Source organism: Klebsiella sp. PK01 (assembly GCF_057624675.1).
In genome coordinates, this window is record NZ_JBYEZM010000007.1 from 1 (window position 1) to 24,450 (window position 24,450).

The window sequence follows — 24,450 nt, forward strand, 5'->3', positions numbered from 1 at the left end:
TAAAGAAATCCCATCAGAAACCGGATATATGGCTGCACCTACCCGTTTTATTACTGAACTGAAGAAAGCATTGCATTCCGGGAGCGTCCATATACGCTGCCTCGGCCCGACCCGAAGCCTGAAGGGATAAGTCGAAGGAACCACGAAGTGGCGATTTTGGCGGCCAGAGCCCGGGAGTACAGAGGGCGGCGGCGACTGGCCGCCCCCTGTGCGCTCCCTGCGCCAGGAGAGACATAACGCGGAAGACATTTCGGGAGCGCAATGTGCTCTGTATTAATACAAAACTTTTCCCCGCAACTACTGATAATTAACGATAACCTGATTGGCAATCGCCCGCAGGGGCGGGTTTAACGGCCCGCGGGTCTGTACGGAATAGACAAAACGCAGCGGCCCTTCTGCCGCCTCGCTGGCCAACGCGTGGCTGGTGCCGCTGGCGCTGGTCAGCGGAATACAGCGATTCAGGCTACACAAATGCACCTGCAGACCCGCCGGCTCCGCTGACAGCAGACGATAGCGCCAGCTAACGGTCTCGATGCGCGCATTGCCGCCAGGCAGCGTATTGGGCGGCAGCAGCGCGGCGGAAGAATCACTCATCCCGCCCTGTTCAAGAGTGACGCCGGGCCCTTCGGCAATCCATGAGCCCGACGCCGCGCCGGCGGCAACCGGCAATAAAAGGCACAATAAAGGAAGAAAGCGCGTCATCAGGCCGCTCCAATGGTTGAGGTCATGCGAATCTGGCGATCGTCGTTGATCTCCAGGTTGGAAAGCACCGCCATCTGCGGCAGGCTACGACGCAGGAAACGCGCCAGCAGCGGGCGCAGCGCGTGGTTAACCAGCAGCACCGGCGGCGCGCTAAGCATCTCCTGGCGCTGCAGCACCTGCCGCGCCTGCTCCAGCAGGCGGTCGGCAAGGCCCGGTTCGAGACCACCGCCGCCCTGCAGCGCCTGTAGCAGCAGTCGTTCCAGTTGGGTATCCAGGCCGATAACCTGAATTTCGCCATTGCCGGGGAACCACTGCTGGGCAATCGCCCGCCCCAGCGCCACGCGCACGACGGTGGTCAGTTCGTAGGGATCGCTTTGCGTCGGCGCATGCTCCGCCAGCGTCTCGATAATGGTACGCATATCGCGGATCGATACCCGCTCGGCCAGCAGATTCTGCAACACCTTATGCAACGTGGTCAGCGACACCACGCCCGGTACGAAATCTTCGGTCAGCTTCGGCATCTCCTGCGACACGCGATCGAGCAGTTGCTGCGTCTCCTGGCGGCCAAACAGTTCGCTGGCGAACTGACCGATGAGATGGTTGAGATGGGTCGCCACCACCGTACTGGCCTCCACTACCGTATAGCCCTGGATTTGCGCCTGCTCGCGCAATGCGCTATCGATCCACACCGCCTCCAGACCGAAGGCCGGATCGATGGTTTTATCTCCCGCCAGTTCGCCGATAGCGTTGCCGGGGTTAATCGCCAGCCAGCGCCCCGGCTGCGCTTCGCCGCTGCCGATTTCCACTCCTTTCATCAGAATGCGGTAGCGGGCGGGCGCCAGTTCAAGGTTATCGCGAATATGCACCACCGGCGGCAGATAGCCCATCTCCTGGGCGAATTTCTTGCGGATCCCGCGGATACGCCCAAGCAGCTCGCCATTTTGCTGAAAATCGACCATCGGGATCAGCCGGTAGCCCACTTCCATGCCCAGCGGATCTTCCAACTGGACATCAGCCCAGCTGGCTTCCGCGGCCTGGGTATTCTCCTGCACGATGGGTTCGTCGGCGGCTTTCGGCGTCTGTTTTTCGCGCCCGCGCAGCCACCAGGCCAGCCCGAGCAGCGCGGCGGTAAACAGCAGGAAGACCAGGTTCGGCATCCCCGGCACCAGCCCCAGCAGCCCAAGTACCGCGGCACACAGCAGCATGACCTTTGGGTTATTGAATAACTGGCCGACCATCTGTTCGCCGACATCCTGATCGGTCGCCACCCGGGTCACGATGACCCCGGCGGCGGTAGAGATCACCAGCGCCGGGATTTGCGCCACCAGCCCGTCGCCGATGGTCAGCAAGGTGTAGCTTTCCGCCGCCGCGCCCAGCTCCATACCGTGCTGCACCACGCCGACCAGCAGTCCGCCGACCACGTTAATCACCATAATCATTAGCCCGGCGATGGCATCACCGCGGACAAATTTACTGGCGCCGTCCATCGAGCCGTAGAAATCGGCTTCCTGCGTGACTTCCGCGCGGCGTTTTTTCGCCTCTTCTTCACCGATAAGCCCGGCGTTCATGTCGGCATCGATCGCCATCTGTTTACCCGGCATGCCGTCGAGCACGAAACGCGCCCCCACCTCGGCGATACGCCCGGCACCTTTGGTGATAACCATGAAGTTGATCAACACGAGGATAATAAACACCACGATACCGATGGCGAAATTACCGCCGACCAGGAAGTGGCCGAAGGCCTCCACGACCCGTCCCGCGGCGGCGGCCCCGGTGTGCCCTTCCATCAAAATGATGCGCGTCGAGGCGACGTTGAGCGACAGGCGCAGCAGCGTCGAGAACAGCAGAATGGTTGGAAACGCGGCGAAGTCCAGCGTGCGCTGGGTAAACATCGCCACCAGCAGCACCATGATCGACAATGCGATATTGAAGGTGAAAAGCAGGTCGAGAATAAACGCCGGCAGCGGCAGCACCATCATCGACAAAATCAGCAGGATCAAGATTGGGCCGGCCAGCACCTGCCATTGTGTATCTTTAAAATTCCCCGGCAAACGCAGCAGGGAGGCCAAATTAGCCATCAGAGTCACTCTCTTTTGCAAAATCCAGTGCTTCCGGCACCGGTAAACGTTGAGGTTTTTTCGGGATCAAGCCGCCCTCGCGCCGCCAGCGGCGCAGTTGATAAACCCAGGCCAGCACTTCGGCGACCGCGGCATAGAGGGTGGCGGGAATATGCTGGCCGATCTCGCTATGGCGATAGAGCGCGCGGGCCAGCGGCGGCGCTTCGAGCATCGGGATACGGTGTTGCGCCCCCAGTTCGCGAATGCGCAGCGCAATCTCCCCCGCCCCTTTAGCCAGCACCTTCGGCGCGCTCATTTTTTTATCGTTGTACTGCAACGCCACGGCATAGTGGGTCGGGTTAGTGACGATCACGTCCGCTTTCGGCACATCGGCCATCATCCGCCGCTGGGCAATCGCCCGCTGCTGTTGGCGGATCCGCCCTTTAACGTGCGGGTCGCCTTCCTGGTCTTTGAATTCGTCGCGGATATCCTGTTTGGTCATCTTCAGCTTTTTGAGGTGGCTCCACAGCTGATAAAAAACGTCAAACGCCACCATCGGCGTCAACCCGAGCACCACCAGAAAACCGCAGTAGAGGATCATCTGCAGCGCATTGGCCAACGCGTCGAGCGGCTGTTGGGTCATCAGATGCAGCATCGCCGCCCAGTTGTGCCACAGGTACAGCCCGGTTACCCAGCCGACCAGCGTGGCTTTGAGGATCCCTTTTAACAACTCCGCCAGCACCTGAGTGGAGAACATACGTTTTAGGCCGGAAAGCGGATTCAGCCGTTTAAGATCGAATTTGAGCGACTTGGTGCTGAATAAAATGCCGCCAAGCAGCATTGGCGCGGCCAGCGCCACCAGCACCAGCCCGGCCATTACCGGCAGCAATGCCAGTACCGCCTGACGCAGCAGCATTCCTAGCTGGCGCAGCATTTGTTTGTCATTGCTGACCATTCCGTGGTCAAAGTGCAGGCCCTGCGTCAGCATCTCCGCCAGTTGGCGAGTGATATTGCTGCCGGACATCAGGATAATGGCGAGCCCGGCCACCAGCATCAGCACCGATGTCAGCTCGCGCGAGCGCGGGATCTGGCCCTCTTCACGCGCCTTCTCCAACCGGTGGGCGGTGGGGGCCTCGCTTTTTTCCAGATCGCTGTCTTCCGCCAAGCCTGCAGTTCCTGTGTCGGGAGGGTAAAGAATGGCGGTCAGCATGCCAAAAAATTGGCGAAGTCATTGGCGGAACAACGGCGAAAAAGAGGGGTTATTTCACGGATGAGGGAAAGGCGGCAGGGGCGCAGCAACTGCGCCCCGTGATATTCAGAAACCGAGACTATCGAGCAGATCGTCAACCTGCGCCTGGTTGGCGATAACGCCGACGCCGTTCTGATCAAGCTGCGGGCCGTTGAGCAGGCTATCGTTGGCCCGTTTCTCTTTCACCGGCGGTTCCGGCATGTTTTCCATCAGCACCATCAGCAGCTGTTTTTCAATTTCCTGCACCACGTCCATCATGCGCTTGATAACCTGACCGGTCAGGTCCTGGAAATCCTGAGCCATCATGATTTCCATCAGTTGGGCGTTGGTAAAGGATGTATGGCCCGGCACCTGATCCAGATACTCACGGGTATCGGTCACCAGCGCGCGCGCGTCGTCCAGTTCGATCGGATTGGCGAACCACTCATCCCAGCGCGATTTTAGCGCGCTGGCGCCGGACTCCAGTTCGGCCTGGCGCGGCTGCGCCGCCTCCACGCAGCTCAACGCCCGTTCCGCCGCCTGCGCCGTCATGGTGACAACGTAATCAAGGCGGTCGCGGGCATCCGGGATCGCCTCGGCCGCCTGGGCAATCGCCTGATCGAGCCCCAGCTCGCGCATGCTGTCGCGCAGCATGCGGGTGAGCTGGCCGATACGGGAGATTATCTCTCCCGCGGTCGCTGCATCGCTGGCAGGCATTGGAATCTCTCTCATCGCCCTCTCCTTACATGCCCAATTTTTCGAAAATCTTGTTGAGCTTTTCTTCCAGCGTCGCCGCCGTAAAAGGTTTCACCACATAACCGCTGGCGCCTGCCTGCGCGGCGGCAATAATATTTTCTTTTTTCGCTTCCGCCGTCACCATTAGTACCGGCATCGCCGCCAGCGCGGCATCGGCACGAATGGTCTGCAGCAGCTCCAGACCGTCGACGTTGGGCATGTTCCAGTCGGAGACCACGAAATCAAAGCTGCTGGCCCGCAGCTTATTTAGCGCGTCCGCGCCATCTTCCGCCTCTTCGACGTTGTTGAAGCCGAGCTCTTTAAGCAAATTTCTGATGATTCGACGCATGGTGGAAAAGTCGTCGACGACCAGAAAACGGAGATTCTTATCTGCCATTACTACCCCTGAACAGTGTCATTTTTAACTCACTTCACACCACGCCGCCGGGACTCCTGGCGGCGTGAATTTAAATTCGCAGCGCCTGGCCGCCGGCTATCTGCGCCAGCATGCGTTGGCTCATGCGCTCCAGTTCAACCACTTCGCTGACCCCGCCGCTGGCGATGGCCTCGCGCGGCATGCCGAACACCACGCAGCTCGCTTCGCTCTGCGCCAGGGTATAGGCCCCGGCGCGATGCATCTCCAGCATCCCCTGCGCGCCGTCGTTGCCCATGCCGGTGAGGATCACCCCCACCGCATTGCGCCCGGCGTGGCGGGCCACCGAGCGAAACAGCACATCCACCGAGGGACGATGGCGATTCACCGCCGGGCCGTCGTGCAGCTTGACCTGATAGTTAGCGCCGCTACGCGCCAGCTCCAGATGGCGATCCCCAGGCGCGATATAGGCGTGTCCCGGCAGCACGCGTTCGCCCTCTTCCGCCTCTTTCACCGTGATCTGGCATAGCTTATTCAGCCGTTCGGCGAACGAGCGGGTAAATCCCGGCGGCATATGCTGGGTGATCAGCAGCGCCGGGCTGGTGGCCGGCAACGGTTGAAGCACCTGACGAATCGCTTCGGTGCCGCCGGTGGAAGCGCCAATGGCGATCAGCTTCTCGCTGCTCAGCAGCGGTCCGTGGCTTAAAATAGCCGGCGGCTGGCCATTGGCGCGCTGCGGCAGCCGCGCCCGCGCGGCGGTGCGGATCTTTTCGCCGATCAGTTCGCTGTAGGCCAGCATGCCTTCGCGGATCCCGAGCTGCGGTTTGGTGACGAAATCCACCGCCCCCAACTCCAGCGCGCGCAGGGTAATTTCCGAACCTTTACCGGTCAGCGACGAAACCATCACCACCGGCATCGGCCGCAGGCGCATCAGCTTTTCGAGGAAATCGAGGCCGTCCATGCGCGGCATTTCGACGTCCAGCGTCAGCACCTGTGGGTTAAATTTTTTGATCAGATCCCGTGCGACCAGCGGGTCCGGGGCCACCGCCACCATCTCCATATCGGCGTGGCCGTTGACGATCTCGGTCATCAGCTGGCGCATCAGGGCCGAATCATCAACACATAACACTCTGATTTTACTCATCACTTCTCCTTGGTCAGCCCATACACGGTCTGTCCACGCAGGTAGAAATCCCGGCTGATCTGGCTGAAATTCTCGGAGTGACCGGCAAACAGCAGCCCCCCCGGTTTAAGCAAGGGGACAAAGCGGCGCAGGATGCGCTCCTGCGTCGGCTTATCGAAATAGATCATCACGTTGCGGCAAAAAATCGCGTCGAACGGCCCCGGCAGCGCCCACTCTGGCGCCAGCAGATTCAGCGGCTGGAAGTTGACCCGCGCCGCCAGCTCCTGACGCACGCGCACCAGCCCCTGATGCGGCCCGGTGCCACGCAGAAAATAGCGCTGCATCTGCCCGGCCGACAGGGTACGCAGATCTTCATGGCGATAAATCCCCGCTTCGGCTTTCTCCAGCACCTGGGTATCAATGTCGCTGGCCCAGACCTGGCAACCGCTGGCGCGCTCCCCCAGCGCATCGCCGAGCGTGATGGCAATGGAGTAAGGTTCTTCGCCTGTCGAAGCGGCGGTACTCCACACGCTATAGCCGCCCGGACGCGAGCGCGCATGCTCCGCCAGAATCGGAAAGTGGTGCGCCTCGCGAAAAAAGGCCGTCAGGTTGGTGGTCAGCGCATTGATAAACGCCTGCCACTCGGCGCTGTGCGGGTCGCTTTCCAGCAGCGCCAGGTAGTCGCCGAAATCATGAATGCCCAGCAGACGTAAGCGGCGCACCAGCCGGTTGTACACCATCTCGCGCTTATGCGCCGCCAGCACGATCCCGGCGCGCTGATAGATAAGCTGGCTGATGCGGCGAAAATGCGCGTCGGAGAGCGGCAGACGCTGGGCCATCTGCGCCAGCGCCGAGCCGCTTTCGCGCGGCGCGGTTGATGTTGTCTGCTTCATGCCGGCTCACCGGCAAAAAACGAGCGGTTTATGCGGTTTGACAATCCAGGGTCTCCTTTACCGTGGATGAGGTTTCCGGCGCGATGAAGTTGTCATCCGCCAGACGGAATACCGCCACTGCATCGGCGAGGGTAATCGCCTGCTCTTCCAGCGCAGCGGCGGCGGAAGCGGATTCCACCACCAGGGCGGCGTTCTGTTGCGTCACCTGATCCATCTGGGTTACCGCCTGCGTCACCTGCTCAATGCCGCGGCTCTGCTCATCGGAGGCGGAGGCGATTTCGCCCATGATGTCGGTGACCCGGGTTACCGAGCGCACGATGTCCTGCATAGTGGCGCCGGAATTTTCCACCAGCACCGAGCCGTGTTTGACGCGGCTAACGGATTCGTCGATCAGCAGCTTAATTTCTTTTGCCGCCTGGGCGCTGCGGCTGGCCAGGTTGCGCACCTCACCGGCCACCACCGCAAAGCCGCGCCCCTGCTCACCGGCGCGCGCCGCCTCCACCGCCGCGTTGAGCGCCAGAATATTGGTCTGGAAGGCGATGCCGTCGATGACGCTGGTAATCGCGCCGATTTTTTGCGAACTGTTGGCGATGTCGTGCATCGTGGTGACCACATCATCCGCCAGCTCGCCGCCTTTGGCGGCGGTTGAAGAAGCATCACGCGCCAGCTGCGATGCCTGGCGGGCGTTATCGGCATTCTGTTTTACCGTCGCCGTTAGCTGCTCCATACTGGCGGCGGTCTCTTCCAGCGAAGCCGCCTGCTGTTCGGTGCGCGAGGAGAGATCGTTGTTGCCTTCTGAAATCTCCTGCAGGCCGATAAGAATCGACTCCGCACCGTCGCGCACCGCGCCGACGGTACCAATCAGCGACTGTTGCATGCGCTGCAGGCTGGCAAATAGCTGGCTGATTTCGTTGCGGCCATAGACCGCAATCGGCGCCGAAAGATCGCCGCTGGCGATACGTTCAAAGTGGCCGCGAATAATATTCAGCGGCTGCACCAGCATGGTTCGCAGCCACCACATCGCGCTGAGGGTGACCACCAAGAGCATCAGCACCGCCCCGGCAACCAACCAGATTGACCAGCCGTAGGCCCGCTGGCTGGAGGCGCTGGCTTCATCGGTCGTCGCCTTCGCCAGCTGCAGATATTGCACAAAGTCGGCCTCGAAGCGGTCCTGTATTTTCTGCGTCGGCTGGTCCATAAAGGCCTGCAGGTTGCGATTTTCGAGGAACACGATCAGCTCGCGCAGCGCGCCGCGCAGATTCTCGTAGCTGTCGCGCGTGGCATCGGCCAACTGCTGCTCCTGCTCATCCACGCGAGGCGTGTCGAGGAACTGGTTAAAGTAGAGATCGGCTTTTTGCAGCGAGCTGCGGGCGCCGCCCATCAGCGCATCCACCTGCTCCTGCGGCACCTTCAGCGCCGCGCGGGTACCGGCGCGGTTAAGGGTATTTCGCGCCTGCAGCAGCGATACCCAGCTCAGGCTAAGCGCATCGCGCTGCTGGCTACTGACGGTAATACGTTCAAGATTGTGGTTGTCGGCGCGCAGCGCGACGTAAGAGAGCCCGGTGCTGATCAGTTGCATGATGCAAAAGGAGATCAGCAGCAGGAAAAGACTGGTAGAGATACGGATTCGGTTAAACATAGCAATCTCCTTGGTAGCCGGTCTCGGCCGGCTTACAACGGAAGAGAGGCCGCCGCGTGTAGGGATGCGGCGGCCGGTACCCGTTAGAACGTCTCCCAGTTATCCTGGTAGTCGCTGGCGCTGGTTTTTTTATGCGTAGCGATGGCGGCAGGCACGGTTTTATTGCTGACCGGCGCTTTATACTCTTCCTGCCCTTCCGACTTCAGACGGAAGACGGCAACCGACTGCGTCAGCAGGCTGGCCTGCTCTTCCAGCGCGGCGGCGGCGGAGGCCGACTCTTCCACCAGCGAGGCGTTCTGCTGGGTGACGCGATCCATTTCCGCTACCGCCTGGCCGACCTGGTCGATGCCGCGGCTCTGCTCATCGGAAGCAGAGGCGATTTCGCCCATGATGTCGGTCACGCGGGTGACCGCATTGACGATATCGCCCATGGTGTCGCCGGCGCTTTCCACCAGCACCGAGCCCATATCCACGCGGTTGACCGAGTCCTCGATCAGCGCTTTGATCTCTTTGGCCGCCTGGGCGCTGCGCTGCGCCAGGTTGCGGACTTCGCCCGCCACGACCGCGAAGCCGCGGCCCTGTTCACCGGCGCGCGCCGCTTCTACCGCGGCGTTAAGCGCCAGGATGTTGGTCTGGAAGGCGATACCATCGATAACGCCGGTGATATCGGCAATTTTCTGCGAGCTGCTGGCGATGTCGTGCATGGTTTCCACCACGTTGGCCACCACTTTGCCGCCCTTCTGCGCGGTTTCGGAGGCGCTCAGCGCCAGCTGGCTGGCCTGACGCGCGTTTTCGGCGTTCTGTTTCACCGTCGCCGTCAGCTGTTCCATACTGGCGGCGGTCTCTTCCAGCGATGCCGCCTGCTGTTCGGTGCGCGATGAGAGATCGTTATTCCCGGCGGCGATTTCCGACGCGCCGCTATAGATGGCATCCGCCCCCTGACGCACGCCGCTCACCGTTTCGATAAGCTCGTTCTGCATGTGCTTGAGGCTGGCGGCCAGCACGCCGATTTCATTACGGCTGGTCACCGGGATAGGCTGGGTCAGGTCGCCGGAGGCAATACGTTTGATGTGTTCAATCATGCGGTTCAGCGGGCGCACCAGGATATGGTGGATACCCATCCACACGCCGACGATCGCCGCCAGCACCACGATGATGACCACAATTAAGGTCCAGATCGCCGAGCTATAAGAGCTGTTGCTACCGTCAACGGCGATTTGGTACAGCTTGCCATTTTGCTGCAGATAGGCGTTATAAGTCTGCTCGAAATCGTCCTGGTATTTTTGCGTCGGCTGGTCGAAGAAGGCGTTGATTTTACCCTCGCCCAGCAGCTGGATAAGCTCCGACAGCGCGCCGTACAGGATGCCATACTGCTGCTTAAGCTTTTCCGTCGCCTGCGGATCCTGACGCGGGTCCTGCGGGATTTTTTCATAGGCGGCATAGTTGCGCTCGGCGCGGGCCAGCTCTTCTTTCGCTTTCGCCAGCAGCTCGTCGATAGTCGCGCCGCTGCCGATTTTGTTGGTATCCATCATGTAGCGGATCCCTGCGCGGTTCAGGGAGTTACGCGCCTGCAGCAGATCGACCCGGCTTTCACTTAGCAGCAACTGCTGCTGACGGATGGTTTGCAGGACGGTGAAGTTCTCTTTATCGCTTTTCAGCGACGAAAAAAACAGACCGCCCGAAATCAGCTGCAATGCGCCAAATAGCACCAGCACTAACAAGAGACTGGTGACGACCTTAATACGATTAAACATGTTTCCCCTTCCTGGAAGCCTGAACGGCCAGGCTTTACGTATGTGACTGAAAGGGTTATCGGCGCGCGGGAGGGGAACTTTATGCCAGGCGGGGACTATTTTTACCGGGCGCGACAGAGCGCGCCCCGTTGCTTAGTGGCTTTTGGCGACGTTATCGACCAGCGCCATCTCTTCGCTGCTGAGCAGCTTTTCGATATCGACGAGAATCAACATGCGTTCGCCGAGCGCGCCAAGACCGGTGAGATACTCGGTCGCCAGCGTTACCGCGAATTCCGGCGCCGGGCGGATCTGCTCAGCGGTGAGCGACAGCACGTCGGAGACGCCGTCGACCACGATCCCCACCACCCGCTGGCCGAAGTTAAGCACGATAACCACCGTGTTTTCATCATAAGAGACGCCCTGCTGGGCGAATTTTACCCGCAGGTCGATAATCGGCACGATCACCCCGCGCAGATTGGTGACGCCTTTGATGAAATCCGGGGTGTTGGCGATACGCGTCACCTGGTCATAGCCGCGGATCTCCTGCACTTTCAGAATATCGATGCCGTATTCTTCATTGCCGAGGGTAAAAATTAAAAACTCCTGACCTACCGTTTCGCCAGCCAGTTTGCTGACGGTTGCTAATCCTGCCATGGTCTGCACCTGTTAATTTTATGAGATGAGTCGTTACGCGGCCGCTGCGCTCAGCAGCTTTTCCCGGTTGAGCATTTGCAGCGCCGACACGTCGACGATCAGCGCCACGCTGCCGTCGCCGAGGATCGTCGCCGCGGAAATTCCCGGCACTTTGCGATAATTGCTTTCCAGGTTTTTTACCACTACCTGATGCTGGCCGATCAGCTGATCCACCAGTAGCGCATAGCGGCGGCCGGCGCTTTGCAGAATCACCACAATGCCCTGGGTGGCCTCGGTTTTCGCCCCGGCGACATCAAACACCCGGTATAGCTCCACCAGCGGCAGATACTCGCCGCGGACCTGCAGCATCCGCTCGCCGCCGGCCATCGGATGCAGGTCTTCAGCCTGCGGCTGCAGCGATTCCATGACCGCATTGAGCGGCAGAATAAAGACCTCTTCATTGACCTTGACCGACATGCCGTCGAGGATGGCGAGCGTTAGCGGCAACAAAATACGAATCGAGGTCCCTTTGCCCGCCCGGGAATGGATTTCTACGTGACCGCCCATCTCCTGAATATTCCGTTTCACGACGTCCATGCCGACGCCGCGGCCAGAGACGTCGGTCACCTGTTCCGCGGTCGAAAAGCCCGGCGCGAAAATGAGCATTCCGACCTCTTCATCACTCATGCTGTCGCTGACCGCCAGCCCCTGCGCCGCCGCTTTGGCGAGAATTTTTTCACGATTAAGCCCGGCGCCGTCATCGATCACTTCGATGCAGATATTGCCGCCCTGATGTTCAGCGGAAAGAATCAGATTGCCCACCTCGGACTTACCTGCCGCCAGACGGGTTTGCGGATCTTCAATACCGTGGTCGAGGCTATTGCGCACCAGGTGGGTCAACGGGTCGATAATGCGCTCGATCAGGCTCTTATCAAGTTCGGTAGAGCTGCCCTGTAGCGTCAGTTCCACCTGCTTATTGAGCTTGCCGGCCAGGTCGCGCACCAGCCGCGGGTAGCGGCTGAATACATATTCCATCGGCATCATGCGAATCGACATCACCGATTCCTGCAGGTCGCGGGCATTACGTTCCAGCTGGCTCATGCTGTTGAGCAGATCGCCATGGGTTACCGGATCCAGATTGCCAGAGCGCTGCGCCAGCATTGACTGGGTGATCACCAGTTCGCCGACGAGGTTAATCAACTGGTCAACTTTCTCTACCGCCACGCGAATGCTGGTCGATTCGCTGGCCTTCGCTCTCGGCGCTTTGGGCGGCTCGACGGCAGCAGGCTGCGGCTGGGCGACAGGCGGCGGCACAACTTCGGCCGACGCCAATGGCTTAGCGGCAGTCGTTGGCGGCGTGGTAAAGCTGATTTGTTCCGGCTCAAGGACGAAACAGAGCACCGCGCAGATGTCTTCTTCGCTGGCGGTGGTCAGCAGGGTCACCTCAAGGCTATTGTCAGTTTGCAGCGGATCCTGTACCTCGCCGAGATTGCCAAGCTCTTCCAGCATCAGCGGAATTTCATTGGCTTTTAGCCCGGTTAAGCTTACGCGCATACCGCCGGCGACGGCCGTCGGCGCAGGCTGAGCCACGACGGGCGGCGCGGCTGGCGCGTCCTGCTGCTGTGCTTCCAGCGCCAGCTGCCGCAGCGCCTGGCAGATATAGTCAAAGCTCTCAGCGTCAGGCTGCTGCGAGGTTTTATAGGCGTCCAGTTGCTCCTGCATAATATCTTTGGTTTCCAGAAACAGATTGATAATTTCGGTGCTCAAGCGCATCTCTTCGCGCCGGGCGCCGTCGAGCAGGTTCTCCAGCAGATGGGTGGTTTCCTGCAATACGGAAAAGCCAAACGTCGCCGCGCCGCCTTTGATCGAGTGCGCCGCGCGAAAAATCGCGTTCAGCGGTTCGATATCGGGGGCCTGCGGATCCAGCTCCAGCAGGTGTTGCTCCATGTCTGCCAGCAGCTCGTCTGCTTCATCAAAAAAAGTCTGATAAAAAGCGCTAATATCCATGCTCATGGGGTCACCTCTGGGTGTGAATCACGGTTAACCGGCGCGGGCGCGACCAGCTTTGGCAGCGCATCCGGCTGGCTAATCTCCAGCGCATTGCTTTCGCCATTTTCATGCTCAATGCTCTGCTGGGTCTCTTTGTTAAGCACCAGTACGGTAATGCGGCGGTTGATGGCATCATCAGCGCCGTGCTGTTTCAGGCTCATGGTCGCCGCCATACCGACCACCCGCAGCACCTTCCCTTCCGCCAGGCCGCCGGCAATCAGCTCGCGGCGCGAGGCGTTGGCGCGATCCGCCGACAGTTCCCAGTTACTGTAACCGCGTTCGCCGCTGGCGTAGGGGATGTCATCGGTGTGGCCGGAGAGGCTTATCTTGTTCGGCAAATCATTGAGGATTGGCGCTATCGCCCGCAGGATATCGCGCATATAGCTTTCCACCTGGGCGCTACCGGTTTTAAACATCGGGCGATTCTGGCTATCGATAATCTGAATGCGCAGGCCTTCGTCCATCATGTTGATCAGCAGATGCGGACGTAGCGCCTTCAGGCGCGGGTCTGACTCAATCAACTGATCGAGCTTGTCACGCAGTTTGTTAAGCCGTAGCTCTTCGGCGCGTTTATCCGCGGTATTAATCTGTTTGCTGACCAGCCCGACTTCACGGGTCGGGTCTTCGCCGCCGCCGGGGATCGGGCTGCTTTCCGAGCTGCTTTTATCGCCGCTGGTCAGCGCCACTTTCAGCGGCGTGCGAAAATATTCGGCAATCTGCGTCAGCTCCTGCGGGCTGGCGATCGCCAGCAGCCACATGACCAGGAAGAAAGCCATCATTGCCGTCATAAAATCGGCATAGGCAATCTTCCATGAACCGCCGTGATGGGCGGGCTGGTGCGATTTGCGTTTTCTGACCAGTACCACCGGGTGATTATGTTTCATGCTTCTTCGCTTTCCGTCGCCTGCGCGGCGGGCGCTTTCACCTGGCGCACGTGCTCTTCGAGCTCAACAAACGACGGGCGCTCGGTGGTATACAGCGTTTTGCGGCCGAATTCGACGGCGATTTGCGGCGCGTAGCCGTTGAGGCTGGAGAGCAATGTCACCTTGATGCACTGCATCATCTTGACCGTCTCGGCGCTTTTTTGCCGCAGCAGCGTCGACAGCGGCGAGATAAATCCATAGGCCAGCAGAATGCCGAGGAAAGTCCCCACCATCGCGTTGGCGATAAGCGCCCCGAGCTCTGCCGCCGGACGGTCCGCCGAGGCCAGCGCGTGCACCACCCCCATTACCGCCGCGACAATACCAAATGCCGGCAGAGAGTCGCCGACCATCGCCAGGCTGCCGGCGGGCACTTCGCTCTCCTGTTCGAAGGTTTCGATCTCTTCGTCCATCAGCGCTTCAATTTCAAAAGCATTCATGTTGCCGCTCACCATCAGGCGTAAATAATCGGTTATGAACTCCACCAGATGGTTATCGGCAAGGATGCGCGGATAATTAGCGAAAATTTCACTTTCCTGAGGATTGTCGATATCGAACTCAAGCGACAGCATTCCCTGTTGACGAGATTTAGCGAGCAGCAGGAACAGCAGCGCCATCAGATCCATATACAGCGCCTTGCTGTATTTGGAACGACGTACCATTTTGGGCAACGCCCGCAGCGTGGATTTGATGGCCTTTCCGTTGTTGCCGACGATAAACGCGCCGATGCCGGCGCCGCCGATAATCAGGAATTCCGCCGGTTGGTACAGCGCGCCCAGGTGGCCCCCCACCAGCAAATAGCCGCCAAATACCGCTCCCAGGACCACGAGATAACCCAATATCACTAGCACACGCATACCTCAAATTAACAATGTGGATGGCGGGCGAGGCAAACGCGCCCTGGCGTAAACCAGGCGGGGAATGGGGGGCGGCATGCCGCCCCTGCGTATTACACGTCGAAAATGGATTGCCGTAAGTCGTCGGAACGGCGACTTACATGACGCGTTTAGCCTGCTCGTCCAGCAGTTGAGAGGTTATATCGGCCAGTTGCGGAGAAAGTTTACGTCTTTTTACGGCGCGTGACGGCGGTTGGCATAACGTGCAGACGAAATCGTGCTGCGGATGGTGCGCGTGGGTGATGAATGAGCCGCCGCAGCTATTGCAGGCGGAGAGCTGCAGCATACCGCTATCAACAAAGCGCACCAGCGTCCAGGCGCGGGTCAACGCCAGTAGCGGCGCTTCGCCCGCCTCTTGCGGACACTGTTCGAGGTACAGGCGATAGGCTTTGATCACCGCTTCCACTCCGCTGCATTTGCCGCTCTTCAGCAGGAACAAATAGGCGTTGTAGAACATCGACGAATGAATATTCTGCTCCCAGGTCATAAACCAATCGGTCGAGAACGGCAGCATCCCTTTCGGCGGCGGGCTTCCGCGCAGCTCTTTGTAGAGTTTAATTAAGCGCCCGCGGCTGAGCTGAGTTTCACTCTCCAGCATCTGCAGACGCGCGCCGAGAGATATCAGCTCCATGGCGAGCTGAATATCCTTCGCTTCCTGAACAATACTTTTCTCAGCCATTATCAAACACTTTTCTTCGCCGCAGCGCCTTCTTTGGCGCGGAGCTCTTGCAGCAGGTGACTGGAAAGCAGGATACCGGTATGGATCTGCTGGAGGTCATCAACGCGCGACTCTTTGGTCAATTGCTCGATAGTCTGATGGTCGCTGAAGCGCAGATTACACACCAGCTGATTAGTTTCAGCCAGTTTCACCATCTGCGGTAACGTCAGCTGCGCCAGGGTATCAACCATGGTTTCGTCAATTCCCAAACGAAACATTGCGGATACTTTTTCATCGTTGATCAGCCGCTGTGCTAAAAATAAATACGACAGGTTGAAGTCATAAATATGCTTAAGTAATTCGGAGGTACCCATAATCCCTATCCCGATAAGCCATGTTAGAAAACATACACGGGGCGTGATACTTAATCGCCCGTGACCTCAGTCATTTCCCCAAGACGGCAATTAAAACGCTCACTCGCGATAGCTAAAAATTCAGCTAATCGTCAAATTCGCCCCACTGTTAATAGTTTGTTACAGGTGCAAACTGGAGTGGAGGATGTAAAGAATTTGCTTCTAGAGAGTTGAATTGCCATGAAACTATTTTTAGAAATTCTATAAGAATATTCTTAAGGCGGCGCAACTCTACTCCCGAATCATTAGCACACACAATTAAGTATGGGGAAATTTTGAATATAATGAGATATAGATCACAAAAACAAAAAATAATACCGGTAACAACACCCCATTTCGATCACTTTATAGCCAACATTCGATCATTTAACGATCACAAGTAAATGAATTATCTTAAAAAAAGTGTTATCAACCATTGCAATTAGTTTTTTCTGGCACATTTAGAACAAAAAAATAACATTATAAAAATTGAAGAATAAAAATCTGAACAAGCGTTAAATTCAACGTAAATCATTAGTTTTCACCGCAAAAAATAACCATGGTGTAATACAAGGATATTAGATCTAATACCCGGATGGCAGTGACGGAATGAGTATAAAAATTGAACAAAAACGACCTGGGTTAGCCTGTTTTTTCAGCTCAACCAATTGAGCAAGATGCGTTCAATTCACCCTATATCGCGACGCCTGACGCTATTTTTCCGCCCCTACTCGTGGCTGAACGCCTCCAGATATGGATAAATTTTTTATAACATTTACGGCCTGATGTATTACCCTAAATGGGTATTTTCCCCGGGTTATTTTTCTAACATTATTTTAACGAAACGGGCTTATTATCACGTGGTAATAATAAAAAATGAGAAGTAATTAACGGTGTCAAACCCTGGCATAAAGCCATCAGGAATATATTTTTTAGCCGCACCCTGACAGCAAGTTAATATTAATAAATAGATATATGAGGGTTTTTCATCCGACAATAAGCGCTCTATCGACCAGACTTCCCTCCCCCTTATTATTGGTAGGGAAAATGACAGTTCATTTGCCTATTTGTAGTAAAGGAAAAATAGCTAGCGCTAAGCGCGCAATATCGCGGCTGGATCACATTTTATCGTAGCCGATCGCATTTTCATCACTTCCGCGTTCCGTTGGGTTAGGGGTTATGTTTAAATTAGCTAAACCGGTTTAACAAAGTTTAGCAAGAAGGAATTTCAGTATGACAAGTAAAGTATGGGTACTCGGCGATGCGGTCGTCGACCTGCTGCCTGAGGGTGATGGCCGCTTATTACAATGTCCGGGCGGCGCACCGGCTAACGTCGCTGTCGGCGTCGCGCGGCTTGGCGGCAATAGCGGGTTCATCGGTCGGGTCGGCGATGACCCTTTTGGCCGCTTTATGCGCCAGACGCTACGACAAGAGAACGTGGATATCCGCCACCTTTCTTTAGACCCCACCCAACGCACCTCAACCGTCGTGGTCGCGTTGGATGAACACGGCGAACGCACCTTTACCTTTATGGTCCGTCCGAGCGCCGATCTTTTTCTACAACCAGACGATCTCCCCCCTTTCGCGGCCGGCCAGTGGCTGCACGTCTGCTCTATCGCCCTCAGCGCCGAGCCCAGCCGCAGCAGCGCCTTTATGGCAATGGAACAGATTAAACGCGCCGGCGGTAGCGTCAGCTTCGACCCGAATATCCGCAGCGATCTGTGGCAGGATCCCCTGTTGTTACGGCGTTGTCTCGAACAGGCGCTGGCATTGGCTGACGTAGTGAAACTATCGGAAGAGGAACTGGCCTTTATTAGCGGTGGCGATGATATCGCCAGCGGTATTGCGCGATTCCGCGAGCGCTTTCAGCCAAAACTGCTGTTGGTCACGCAAGGAAAAGCCGGGGTGCAAGCGCTGTTCCAGCAACAGCATATTCACTTCCCGGCCCGTCCGGTGGTCAGCGTTGATACCACCGGAGCCGGTGATGCCTTTGTTGCCGGGCTACTCGCCAGCCTCGCCGCTCACGGCTTCCCTGACGATGTCGCCGCGCTGGAGCCAATCGTCGCGCTGGCGCAAACCTGCGGCGCGCTGGCGACCACCGCCAAAGGCGCGATGACCGCCTTACCGTACCAGGCCGATGTGAACCGCCAGTTTTAACGATGCAGGCAGGCAAAATAATTAAAACGTTTTAGCAAAATTAGCAAAGCGGCGGTTCGGGGATTCGGACATCCCCAATTGCCCATGATGATGACAGACTTTGTAGAGGGTACTATGGATTTTCAACAGATTTCTCGCACGCTGCTGCCGCTGCTTGGCGGCAAAGAAAATATCGCCAGCTCCGCGCACTGCGCCACCCGCTTGCGTCTGGTACTGGTCGATGACGCGCTCGCCGACCAGCAGGCCATCGGCAAAATTGAGGGGGTAAAAGGCTGCTTTCGCAACGCCGGCCAGATGCAAATCATCTTCGGTACCGGCGTGGTCAATAAAGTGTATGCCGCCTTTATTCAGGCAGCCGGTATTAGCGAGTCGAGCAAATCCGAAGCCGCAGATCTGGCGGCGAAAAAACTGAATCCGTTCCAACGGATCGCCCGCCTGCTATCGAACATCTTTGTGCCCATTATCCCGGCTATCGTCGCCTCCGGCCTGCTGATGGGATTGTTGGGGATGGTGAAAACCTACGGCTGGGTCGACCCGGGCAACGCCATATACCTGATCCTCGATATTTGTAGTTCGGCCGCTTTTATTATTCTGCCAATCCTGATCGGGTTTACCGCCGCGCGTGAATTCGGCGGCAACCCTTATCTTGGCGCAACCCTCGGCGGTATTCTTACCCACCCGGCGCTGACCAACGCCTGGGGAGTGGCTTCGGGTTTCCACACCATGAATTTCTTCGGCCTCGAGGTGGCGATGATCGGTTATCAGGGGACGGTGTTCCCGGTGCTGCTGGCGGTGTGGTTTATGAGCCTGCTTGAGAAGCAACTGCGACGCCTGATTCCCGACGCGCTGGATCTGATCCTCACGCCGTTCCTGACGGTTATTATCTCCGGTTTTATCGCCCTGTTGATAATCGGTCCGGTCGGTCGTGCCCTCGGCGACGGCATCTCCTTTATTCTCAGCACGCTCATTGCCCACGCCGGTTGGCTGGCGGGACTCCTGTTTGGCGGGCTGTACTCGGTTATTGTTATCACCGGTATCCACCACAGCTTCCATGCTATCGAAGCCGGGCTGCTCGGCAACCCGTCGATCGGCGTCAATTTCCTGCTGCCTATCTGGGCAATGGCTAACATTGCCCAGGGCGGCGCCTGTCTGGCGGTGTGGTTTAAATCCAAAGATGTAAAAGTGAAAGCCATTGCCCTCCCCTCAGCCTTTTCGGCGATGCTTGGCATCACCGAAGCGGCGATATTCGGCATCAACCTGCGCTTCGTTAAGCCATTTATCGCCGCATTGATTGGCGGCGCGGCGGGTGGCGCCTGGGTGGTCTCCATGCACGTCTATATGACCGCCGTCGGCCTGACGGCCATCCCCGGCATGGCTATCGTGCAGGCCAGTTCCCTGCTTAACTACATCATCGGGCTGGCTATCGCGTTTGTGGTCGCCTTTATCGTTTCGCTGACGCTCAAATACAAAACGGATGCTGAATAATGACGCAGCCTTCTTTGTTACCGGCGGTCCTGCAGGCCGTCATGAACCACCAGCCGCGCGCGCGGCGGGATGACCACTATCCGCAGTGGCATCTGGCGCCGGTATGTGGGCTACTGAACGATCCAAACGGTTTTATCCACTTCAATGGCCGTTATCATCTGTTTTATCAGTGGAATCCCTTCGCCTGCGATCATCGCTATAAAGGCTGGGGACACTGGAGTTCAGCGGATCTACTGCACTGGCGGCACGAACCGATTGCCCTGCTGCCAGACGAGGAGTACGACCGTAACGGCTGTTACTCCGGCAGTGCGGTAGATAACAACGGCGTCCTGACGCTGTGCTACACCGGTAATGTGAAATTTAACGATGGCAGCCGTACCGCCTGGCAGTGTCTGGCGACGCAAAATCCCGACGGTACTTTTCGCAAGCAGGGCCCGGTGCTGGCGCTGCCAGCCGGCTATAGCGGACACGTGCGCGATCCCAAAGTCTGGCGCGACGGCGATCGCTGGTTGATGGTGCTGGGCGCGCGCGATCTGGCCGACCGCGGTAAGGTGCTGCTATTCAGCTCCGCTGATTTAATGCAGTGGAGCAGCCATGGCGAAATTGCCGGTAGCGGACTTAACGGCCTGAACGATGGCGGCTATATGTGGGAATGCCCGGATCTGTTCCCGCTCGGCGACCAGCATATTTTACTCAGTTGCCCACAGGGGCTACCGCGAGAAGCCCAGCGCTTCCTGAACACCTATCCGGCGGTCTGGATGCACGGGCATTTCGACAATGCTGACGCGACTTTTAGCCACGGCGCGCTCGAAGAGCTGGATAGCGGCTTCGAATTCTATGCGCCGCAAACCACCCTGGCGGAAGATGGTCGGCGCCTACTGGTTGGCTGGATGGGCGTTCCCGACGGAGAAGAGATGCAGCAACCTACGCGGGCCCACGGCTGGATCCATCAAATGACCTGCCTGCGGGAACTCAGCTGGCGCCACGGCACGCTGTATCAAAATCCCGTGCGCGAACTGGCGGCGCTGCGCGGCGAGGCGCAAGGCTGGCAGACCGAACCGCTGGCGCTGCAGCCGATGGAACTGGCCTTCGAGGTCATGCCAGGCGATGCGCTGAGGCTGGATTTTGCAGGCGCGCTGCAGCTTTCGCTGGACAGCCGCGGCGTACGCCTGGCCCGTCGAAGCCTGGTAGCTGATACTGTCGATTACCGTTACTGGCGCGGCGCGGCGCATAAACTGCAGATCCTCATCGATCGTTCCAGCGTCGAAATTTTTATTAATGATGGCGCCGGGGTGATGAGCAGCCGCTTCTTTGCCGATTATCCAGGAGAGCTGGTATTCAGCGGCGCGACGCCGGGGGCATTCTGCTGCTGGCCGCTGCGGCCATGCATGGTAGAATAAGCGTTTTGCTTTCAGGCCCCAGGCTCGTGATGAAACCCAAACGCATTACCATAAAAGATATCGCCGAACTGGCTGGCGTCTCTAAAGCCACCGCCAGCCTGGTCTTGAACGGTCGCGGCAAAGAGCTGCGCGTGGCGCAGGAGACGCGCGAACGGGTGCTGGCTATCGCCCGCGAGCAGCACTACCAGCCTAGCATTCACGCCCGTTCACTGCGCGATAGCCGCAGCCATACCATTGGTCTGGTGGTACCCGAGATCACTAACTATGGTTTTGCCGTTTTTTCTCACGAGCTGGAAACCCTGTGCCGCGAAGCCGGCGTACAGCTGCTTATCTCTTGCACCGATGAGAATCCCGGTCAGGAGAGCATGGTGGTCAATAATATGATTGCCCGTCAGGTCGATGGCCTGATTGTCGCCTCTTGTATGCACAGCGACGCCGACTATCTGAAGCTCAGCGAACAGCTGCCGGTGGTGCTGTTCGATCGCAATCCAAACGATAGCGCCCTGCCGTTGGTGATGACCGACTCACTGGCGCCGACGGCGGAACTTATCGCCCGTATCGCCGGGCAACACCCGGATGAGTTCTGGTTTCTCGGCGGGCAGCCGCGGCTCTCGCCTTCGCGCGATCGGCTGGCCGGATTTAGTCAGGGATTAGCCCAGGCAGGCGTTGAGTTGCGCCCGGAGTGGATCATCAACGGCAACTATCACCCAAGCTCAGGCTATGAGATGTTTGCCGCGCTGTGCGCCCGCCTCGGGCGGCCGCCTAAGGCGTTGTTTACCGCCGCCTGCGGCTTGCTGGAAGGGGTACTACGCTATATGAGCCAGCATAACCTGCTGGATTCCGGGATCCATTTAGCCAGCTTCGATGACCACTATCTGTATGATTCGCTATCGCTGCGCATCGACACCATCCAGCAGGACAACCGCCAGTTGGCCTGGCACTGCTACGATCTCATCAGTCAGCTGATTGATGGTAAAACGCCACAGCCGCTGCAGCGTTATCTGCCCGCCACATTGCAAATGCGTTATCAGCCCGCCAGATAATAACGGGCCTGGATCGTGGTTCAGGCCCGTGCTGTTAACGGTTAATTGTCATCAGAAAGGTTTCGTTGGCAGATATTTTCCATCGAACGTGATCACCGCGCGATGTCCGCCTTCCGGATCGCTGACCTTTTTCACATCCAGCTTAAAATTAATCGCGCTGATGATCCCGTCGCCGAATTTTTCATGAATGAGCGCTTTCAGGGTGGTGTCGTAGACCTGCAGCATTTCATAGAAGCGATACATCGTCGGGTCCGTTGGTACGCGGTCTTCAATAGAACCTCTGACCGGGATGGTTTGCAGCAGCAAAATATCATCGTCGCTGAGCTCCAGTTTTGCGCCTACCATTTTCGCGACTTCGGCAGGCAGCGGATGCTGGCCCAATAGCGCGGCCGTCACGAAGGCTTCTGATAAACCGGTGCCTTCAACAAGCTGTGCAAAGGAGAGATCCTTTTTGGCTTTAATCAGCAAAATTTTATTCGCTAACTCCAGACGAACTTCGCGGCTAACTTGAGACTGAATCATGGTGTTACCTCGTTATATCGTAGTGAAATGAAATGACTAACCGTAAACCGGCACCGCTCGGGTATCCGGATGACCGGCCAGCGAAATAAAAGCTCTGGCATTGCCGTCATAGGCGGCAATCTCTCCCGTTTCAATGTCATACACCCAGCCGTGTAGCGCCAGACGTCCTTCCTCAAGCGCCAGACGCACCGCCGGATGGGTTTGAATATTCGCCAACTGGGCAATCACGTTTTCATGCACCATCGCCGCGGTTTTGGCCTGCGGGTCGCGATGCTCGCGGGCATCGTTCACCACTTTTGCCGAATCCGCATATTGCAACCAGTGCTTAACGGCGGGGACATGATCCAGACAGCTACACTGCGCAATCGCCGTCATCGCCCCGCAATCGGAGTGACCGCAAATCACAATATCCGTGACCTTCAGGACGGCAACGGCATATTCCACCGATGCCGACACGCCGCCGGGCTCCGGACCGTAAGAAGGGACGATATTGCCGGCATTACGGATGACAAACAGATCGCCGGGTTCTCGCTGGGTAACCAACTCAGGAACCATCCGGCTATCGGAGCATGAAATAAACAGCGTACGGGGGCTCTGCCGGGAGGCTAAACTTTTAAACAGTTCAGCGCGTTCAGGAAATGCATCACGTTGAAATTTAAGAAAACCATCAATGATTTCTTTCATGATAATGTCTACCTCGCTGTGGAATGTCAGGGAGGTTACGCGCCGCGTGGCATAAAATAAAAGTCTTGTTTATAATCAAATTCATTCAAAAAACTTATGAGTTGAACGTGTGAATATTCGCTATGTCAGATATTTCCTCGCCGTCGCCGAACATCAGGGCTTTACCCGCGCGGCGGAAGCCCTGCACATTTCGCAGCCTGCGCTCTCACAGCAAATCAGGATGTTAGAAGAGAGCCTGGATGCGCAGCTTTTTGACCGCAGCGGCCGGCATATTCATCTTACGGACGCGGGAGAAGTGTTTTTGCAGTATGCCCGTCAGGCATTTCAACTGCTGGATGAGGGCCAACGGGCTATTCATGATGTCGAAGACCTCAGTCGCGGTTCTCTACGCATTGCCGTGACGCCCACCTTTACTTCCTATTTCGTCGTCCCATTAGTGGCGGAATTTCATGCGCGTTATCCGCATATCACGCTGGATATACAGGAGATGTCGCAGGAGAAAATGGAAGGCATGCTGCTGGAAAATGAGCTGGATATTGGTATTGCCTTTGCTGGCGGAATTGCGCCGGACATCGTTTCCACCCCATTGCTACAGGAGGTGCTGGCGCTAGTTGTCGCGGACCATCACCCGCTGGCCCGCGAAGACTCCCTTTCGTTGAGCCAGCTGGCCGCGGAGGAGTTTATTCTGCTTAATCATCATTTCGCCACCCGGTTGCAAATTGACCACTGCTTACAGCAAGCCGGTTTCCACCCGCAGGTGACCATTGAAATGCATTCGATCAACGCCATCCTCGATATCATCCAGCGAACCCAATTACTGTCCATTCTGCCGCTGAAGGTCGCCGCCCAGCGTACCGGCCTGACGACCCGATTGCTTAAAGAAGCGGCGCTTGAGAGAACCGCGGTGTTAATGCAGCGCAAAGGCGCCCGGCCAAAAGCTGCAGCGCGGATTTTCGCCGAAATGGCCCAGCAGCTGGCTGCCCGAATAGAAAGTTAAACGTACGATGGCGCGGCCAGCATCTGGCCCGCCTCCTCCCTTCTGCAACAATCTTACCGTAGCCAGTATGACCATTTGCGCAAAACAGATTTCCCGCGATTGGCATACTGAAATTGTTAACAATATGTATA

22 protein-coding genes are annotated in these 24,450 nt (G+C 57.6%); 5 read left to right on the forward strand and 17 right to left on the reverse strand.

All coding sequences use genetic code 11. The features are described from left to right. Nucleotides 1–297: 297 nt before the first annotated feature. The 15 genes from AC22LX_RS20330 to flhD all read right to left on the reverse strand — a co-directional run bounded on the left by AC22LX_RS20330 (nt 298) and on the right by flhD (nt 16,013). The gene (locus AC22LX_RS20330; protein ID WP_487334177.1) at nt 298–702 is read right to left on the reverse strand and encodes a flagellar protein FlhE; all 405 of its coding nucleotides are present in this window, start codon (nt 700–702) and stop codon (nt 298–300) included. Then, nucleotides 702–2,780: a flagellar biosynthesis protein FlhA gene (flhA, locus tag AC22LX_RS20335; RefSeq protein ID WP_487334178.1), complete on the reverse strand. Its 2,079-nt coding sequence runs from the start codon at nt 2,778–2,780 to the stop codon at nt 702–704. The genes AC22LX_RS20330 and flhA overlap by 1 nt, the downstream gene beginning before the upstream one ends. Further along, nucleotides 2,773–3,924, reverse strand: coding sequence for a flagellar biosynthesis protein FlhB (flhB, locus tag AC22LX_RS20340; protein WP_045397784.1), 1,152 nt, complete (start codon nt 3,922–3,924; stop codon nt 2,773–2,775). The genes flhA and flhB overlap by 8 nt, the downstream gene beginning before the upstream one ends. A gap of 150 nt (nt 3,925–4,074) precedes the next feature. Beyond that, on the reverse strand, nt 4,075–4,719 hold the full coding sequence (cheZ, locus tag AC22LX_RS20345) for a protein phosphatase CheZ (RefSeq protein WP_015367337.1): 645 nt from the start codon (nt 4,717–4,719) through the stop codon (nt 4,075–4,077). 10 nt (nt 4,720–4,729) lie between these two features. Next, a complete protein-coding gene (gene cheY / locus AC22LX_RS20350) occupies nt 4,730–5,119 on the reverse strand; it encodes a chemotaxis response regulator CheY (protein WP_015367338.1) in 390 nt (129 codons plus the stop codon). A 70-nt stretch (nt 5,120–5,189) separates the two neighbouring features. After that, nucleotides 5,190–6,239 (reverse strand): protein-glutamate methylesterase/protein-glutamine glutaminase, encoded by a 1,050-nt coding sequence (locus AC22LX_RS20355; RefSeq protein ID WP_045397782.1) that lies wholly within the window; start codon nt 6,237–6,239, stop codon nt 5,190–5,192. After that, on the reverse strand, nt 6,239–7,111 hold the full coding sequence (gene cheR / locus AC22LX_RS20360; RefSeq protein WP_045397778.1) for a protein-glutamate O-methyltransferase CheR: 873 nt from the start codon (nt 7,109–7,111) through the stop codon (nt 6,239–6,241). Before cheR ends, AC22LX_RS20355 begins: the two co-directional genes overlap by 1 nt. A gap of 28 nt (nt 7,112–7,139) precedes the next feature. Further along, entirely contained in the window at nt 7,140–8,750 is a 1,611-nt protein-coding gene (locus AC22LX_RS20365) for a methyl-accepting chemotaxis protein (RefSeq protein WP_045397774.1), read from the reverse strand. Between the two features lie 83 nt (nt 8,751–8,833). Beyond that, nucleotides 8,834–10,504 carry a methyl-accepting chemotaxis protein gene (locus tag AC22LX_RS20370; RefSeq protein WP_045397771.1) on the reverse strand — a complete coding sequence of 557 codons (1,671 nt, stop codon included), beginning with the start codon at nt 10,502–10,504 and terminating at the stop codon, nt 8,834–8,836. Between the two features lie 132 nt (nt 10,505–10,636). After that, complete coding sequence (gene cheW, locus AC22LX_RS20375) at nt 10,637–11,137, reverse strand: chemotaxis protein CheW (protein ID WP_015367343.1); 501 nt, start codon at nt 11,135–11,137, stop codon at nt 10,637–10,639. 33 nt (nt 11,138–11,170) lie between these two features. Then, on the reverse strand, nt 11,171–13,129 hold the full coding sequence (gene cheA / locus AC22LX_RS20380; protein WP_045397768.1) for a chemotaxis protein CheA: 1,959 nt from the start codon (nt 13,127–13,129) through the stop codon (nt 11,171–11,173). Beyond that, nucleotides 13,126–14,049, reverse strand: a complete 924-nt coding sequence (gene motB, locus AC22LX_RS20385) for a flagellar motor protein MotB (protein WP_042892855.1) — start codon at nt 14,047–14,049, stop codon at nt 13,126–13,128. Before motB ends, cheA begins: the two co-directional genes overlap by 4 nt. Next, nucleotides 14,046–14,936: a flagellar motor stator protein MotA gene (gene motA / locus AC22LX_RS20390; protein WP_015704927.1), complete on the reverse strand. Its 891-nt coding sequence runs from the start codon at nt 14,934–14,936 to the stop codon at nt 14,046–14,048. The genes motB and motA overlap by 4 nt, the downstream gene beginning before the upstream one ends. Before the next feature lie 142 nt (nt 14,937–15,078). Beyond that, nucleotides 15,079–15,660, reverse strand: a complete 582-nt coding sequence (gene flhC, locus AC22LX_RS20395; RefSeq protein ID WP_045397765.1) for a flagellar transcriptional regulator FlhC — start codon at nt 15,658–15,660, stop codon at nt 15,079–15,081. Nucleotides 15,661–15,662: 2 nt separating this feature from the next. Next, nucleotides 15,663–16,013 (reverse strand): flagellar transcriptional regulator FlhD, encoded by a 351-nt coding sequence (flhD, locus tag AC22LX_RS20400; RefSeq protein ID WP_015367348.1) that lies wholly within the window; start codon nt 16,011–16,013, stop codon nt 15,663–15,665. Between the two features lie 1,251 nt (nt 16,014–17,264). Between flhD and AC22LX_RS20405 the strand changes: the two genes are divergently transcribed. From AC22LX_RS20405 to AC22LX_RS20420, 4 genes are all read left to right on the forward strand, one after another. After that, a complete protein-coding gene (locus tag AC22LX_RS20405) occupies nt 17,265–18,188 on the forward strand; it encodes an aminoimidazole riboside kinase (protein ID WP_045397763.1) in 924 nt (307 codons plus the stop codon). A gap of 114 nt (nt 18,189–18,302) precedes the next feature. After that, nucleotides 18,303–19,673: a sucrose-specific PTS transporter subunit IIBC gene (locus AC22LX_RS20410; RefSeq protein WP_063447799.1), complete on the forward strand. Its 1,371-nt coding sequence runs from the start codon at nt 18,303–18,305 to the stop codon at nt 19,671–19,673. Further along, a complete protein-coding gene (locus tag AC22LX_RS20415; protein WP_213292655.1) occupies nt 19,673–21,073 on the forward strand; it encodes a sucrose-6-phosphate hydrolase in 1,401 nt (466 codons plus the stop codon). The genes AC22LX_RS20410 and AC22LX_RS20415 overlap by 1 nt, the downstream gene beginning before the upstream one ends. A gap of 29 nt (nt 21,074–21,102) precedes the next feature. Then, a complete protein-coding gene (locus AC22LX_RS20420; protein ID WP_045397754.1) occupies nt 21,103–22,116 on the forward strand; it encodes a LacI family DNA-binding transcriptional regulator in 1,014 nt (337 codons plus the stop codon). Nucleotides 22,117–22,167: 51 nt separating this feature from the next. Here AC22LX_RS20420 and cynS read toward each other — a convergent pair whose 3' ends face one another. Next, nucleotides 22,168–22,638 carry a cyanase gene (gene cynS, locus AC22LX_RS20425; protein WP_045397751.1) on the reverse strand — a complete coding sequence of 157 codons (471 nt, stop codon included), beginning with the start codon at nt 22,636–22,638 and terminating at the stop codon, nt 22,168–22,170. A 36-nt stretch (nt 22,639–22,674) separates the two neighbouring features. Continuing rightward, the gene (locus AC22LX_RS20430; protein WP_045397749.1) at nt 22,675–23,322 is read right to left on the reverse strand and encodes a carbonic anhydrase; all 648 of its coding nucleotides are present in this window, start codon (nt 23,320–23,322) and stop codon (nt 22,675–22,677) included. 109 nt (nt 23,323–23,431) lie between these two features. Here AC22LX_RS20430 and cynR point away from each other — a divergent pair, with 109 nt between their 5' ends. Then, nucleotides 23,432–24,319: a transcriptional regulator CynR gene (gene cynR / locus AC22LX_RS20435; RefSeq protein ID WP_213292656.1), complete on the forward strand. Its 888-nt coding sequence runs from the start codon at nt 23,432–23,434 to the stop codon at nt 24,317–24,319. Nucleotides 24,320–24,450: the final 131 nt, after the last annotated feature.

Excerpts from the sequence above, each read along its gene's own strand:
- flhD (WP_015367348.1), bottom strand. The coding sequence starts at position 16,013 with ATGGGTACCTCCGAATTACTTAAGCATATTTATGACTTCAACCTGTCG.
- cynS (WP_045397751.1), bottom strand. The coding sequence starts at position 22,638 with ATGATTCAGTCTCAAGTTAGCCGCGAAGTTCGTCTGGAGTTAGCGAAT.
- cheY (WP_015367338.1), bottom strand. The coding sequence starts at position 5,119 with ATGGCAGATAAGAATCTCCGTTTTCTGGTCGTCGACGACTTTTCCACC.
- flhC (WP_045397765.1), bottom strand. The coding sequence starts at position 15,660 with ATGGCTGAGAAAAGTATTGTTCAGGAAGCGAAGGATATTCAGCTCGCC.
- cheA (WP_045397768.1), bottom strand. The coding sequence starts at position 13,129 with ATGAGCATGGATATTAGCGCTTTTTATCAGACTTTTTTTGATGAAGCA.
- AC22LX_RS20370 (WP_045397771.1), bottom strand. The coding sequence starts at position 10,504 with ATGTTTAATCGTATTAAGGTCGTCACCAGTCTCTTGTTAGTGCTGGTG.
- AC22LX_RS20420 (WP_045397754.1), top strand. The coding sequence starts at position 21,103 with ATGAAACCCAAACGCATTACCATAAAAGATATCGCCGAACTGGCTGGC.
- AC22LX_RS20365 (WP_045397774.1), bottom strand. The coding sequence starts at position 8,750 with ATGTTTAACCGAATCCGTATCTCTACCAGTCTTTTCCTGCTGCTGATC.
- AC22LX_RS20330 (WP_487334177.1), bottom strand. The coding sequence starts at position 702 with ATGACGCGCTTTCTTCCTTTATTGTGCCTTTTATTGCCGGTTGCCGCC.
- AC22LX_RS20430 (WP_045397749.1), bottom strand. The coding sequence starts at position 23,322 with ATGAAAGAAATCATTGATGGTTTTCTTAAATTTCAACGTGATGCATTT.
- motB (WP_042892855.1), bottom strand. The coding sequence starts at position 14,049 with ATGAAACATAATCACCCGGTGGTACTGGTCAGAAAACGCAAATCGCAC.
- AC22LX_RS20405 (WP_045397763.1), top strand. The coding sequence starts at position 17,265 with ATGACAAGTAAAGTATGGGTACTCGGCGATGCGGTCGTCGACCTGCTG.
- cheZ (WP_015367337.1), bottom strand. The coding sequence starts at position 4,719 with ATGAGAGAGATTCCAATGCCTGCCAGCGATGCAGCGACCGCGGGAGAG.
- cheW (WP_015367343.1), bottom strand. The coding sequence starts at position 11,137 with ATGGCAGGATTAGCAACCGTCAGCAAACTGGCTGGCGAAACGGTAGGT.
- AC22LX_RS20355 (WP_045397782.1), bottom strand. The coding sequence starts at position 6,239 with ATGAGTAAAATCAGAGTGTTATGTGTTGATGATTCGGCCCTGATGCGC.
- flhA (WP_487334178.1), bottom strand. The coding sequence starts at position 2,780 with ATGGCTAATTTGGCCTCCCTGCTGCGTTTGCCGGGGAATTTTAAAGAT.
- AC22LX_RS20410 (WP_063447799.1), top strand. The coding sequence starts at position 18,303 with ATGGATTTTCAACAGATTTCTCGCACGCTGCTGCCGCTGCTTGGCGGC.
- AC22LX_RS20415 (WP_213292655.1), top strand. The coding sequence starts at position 19,673 with ATGACGCAGCCTTCTTTGTTACCGGCGGTCCTGCAGGCCGTCATGAAC.
- cheR (WP_045397778.1), bottom strand. The coding sequence starts at position 7,111 with ATGAAGCAGACAACATCAACCGCGCCGCGCGAAAGCGGCTCGGCGCTG.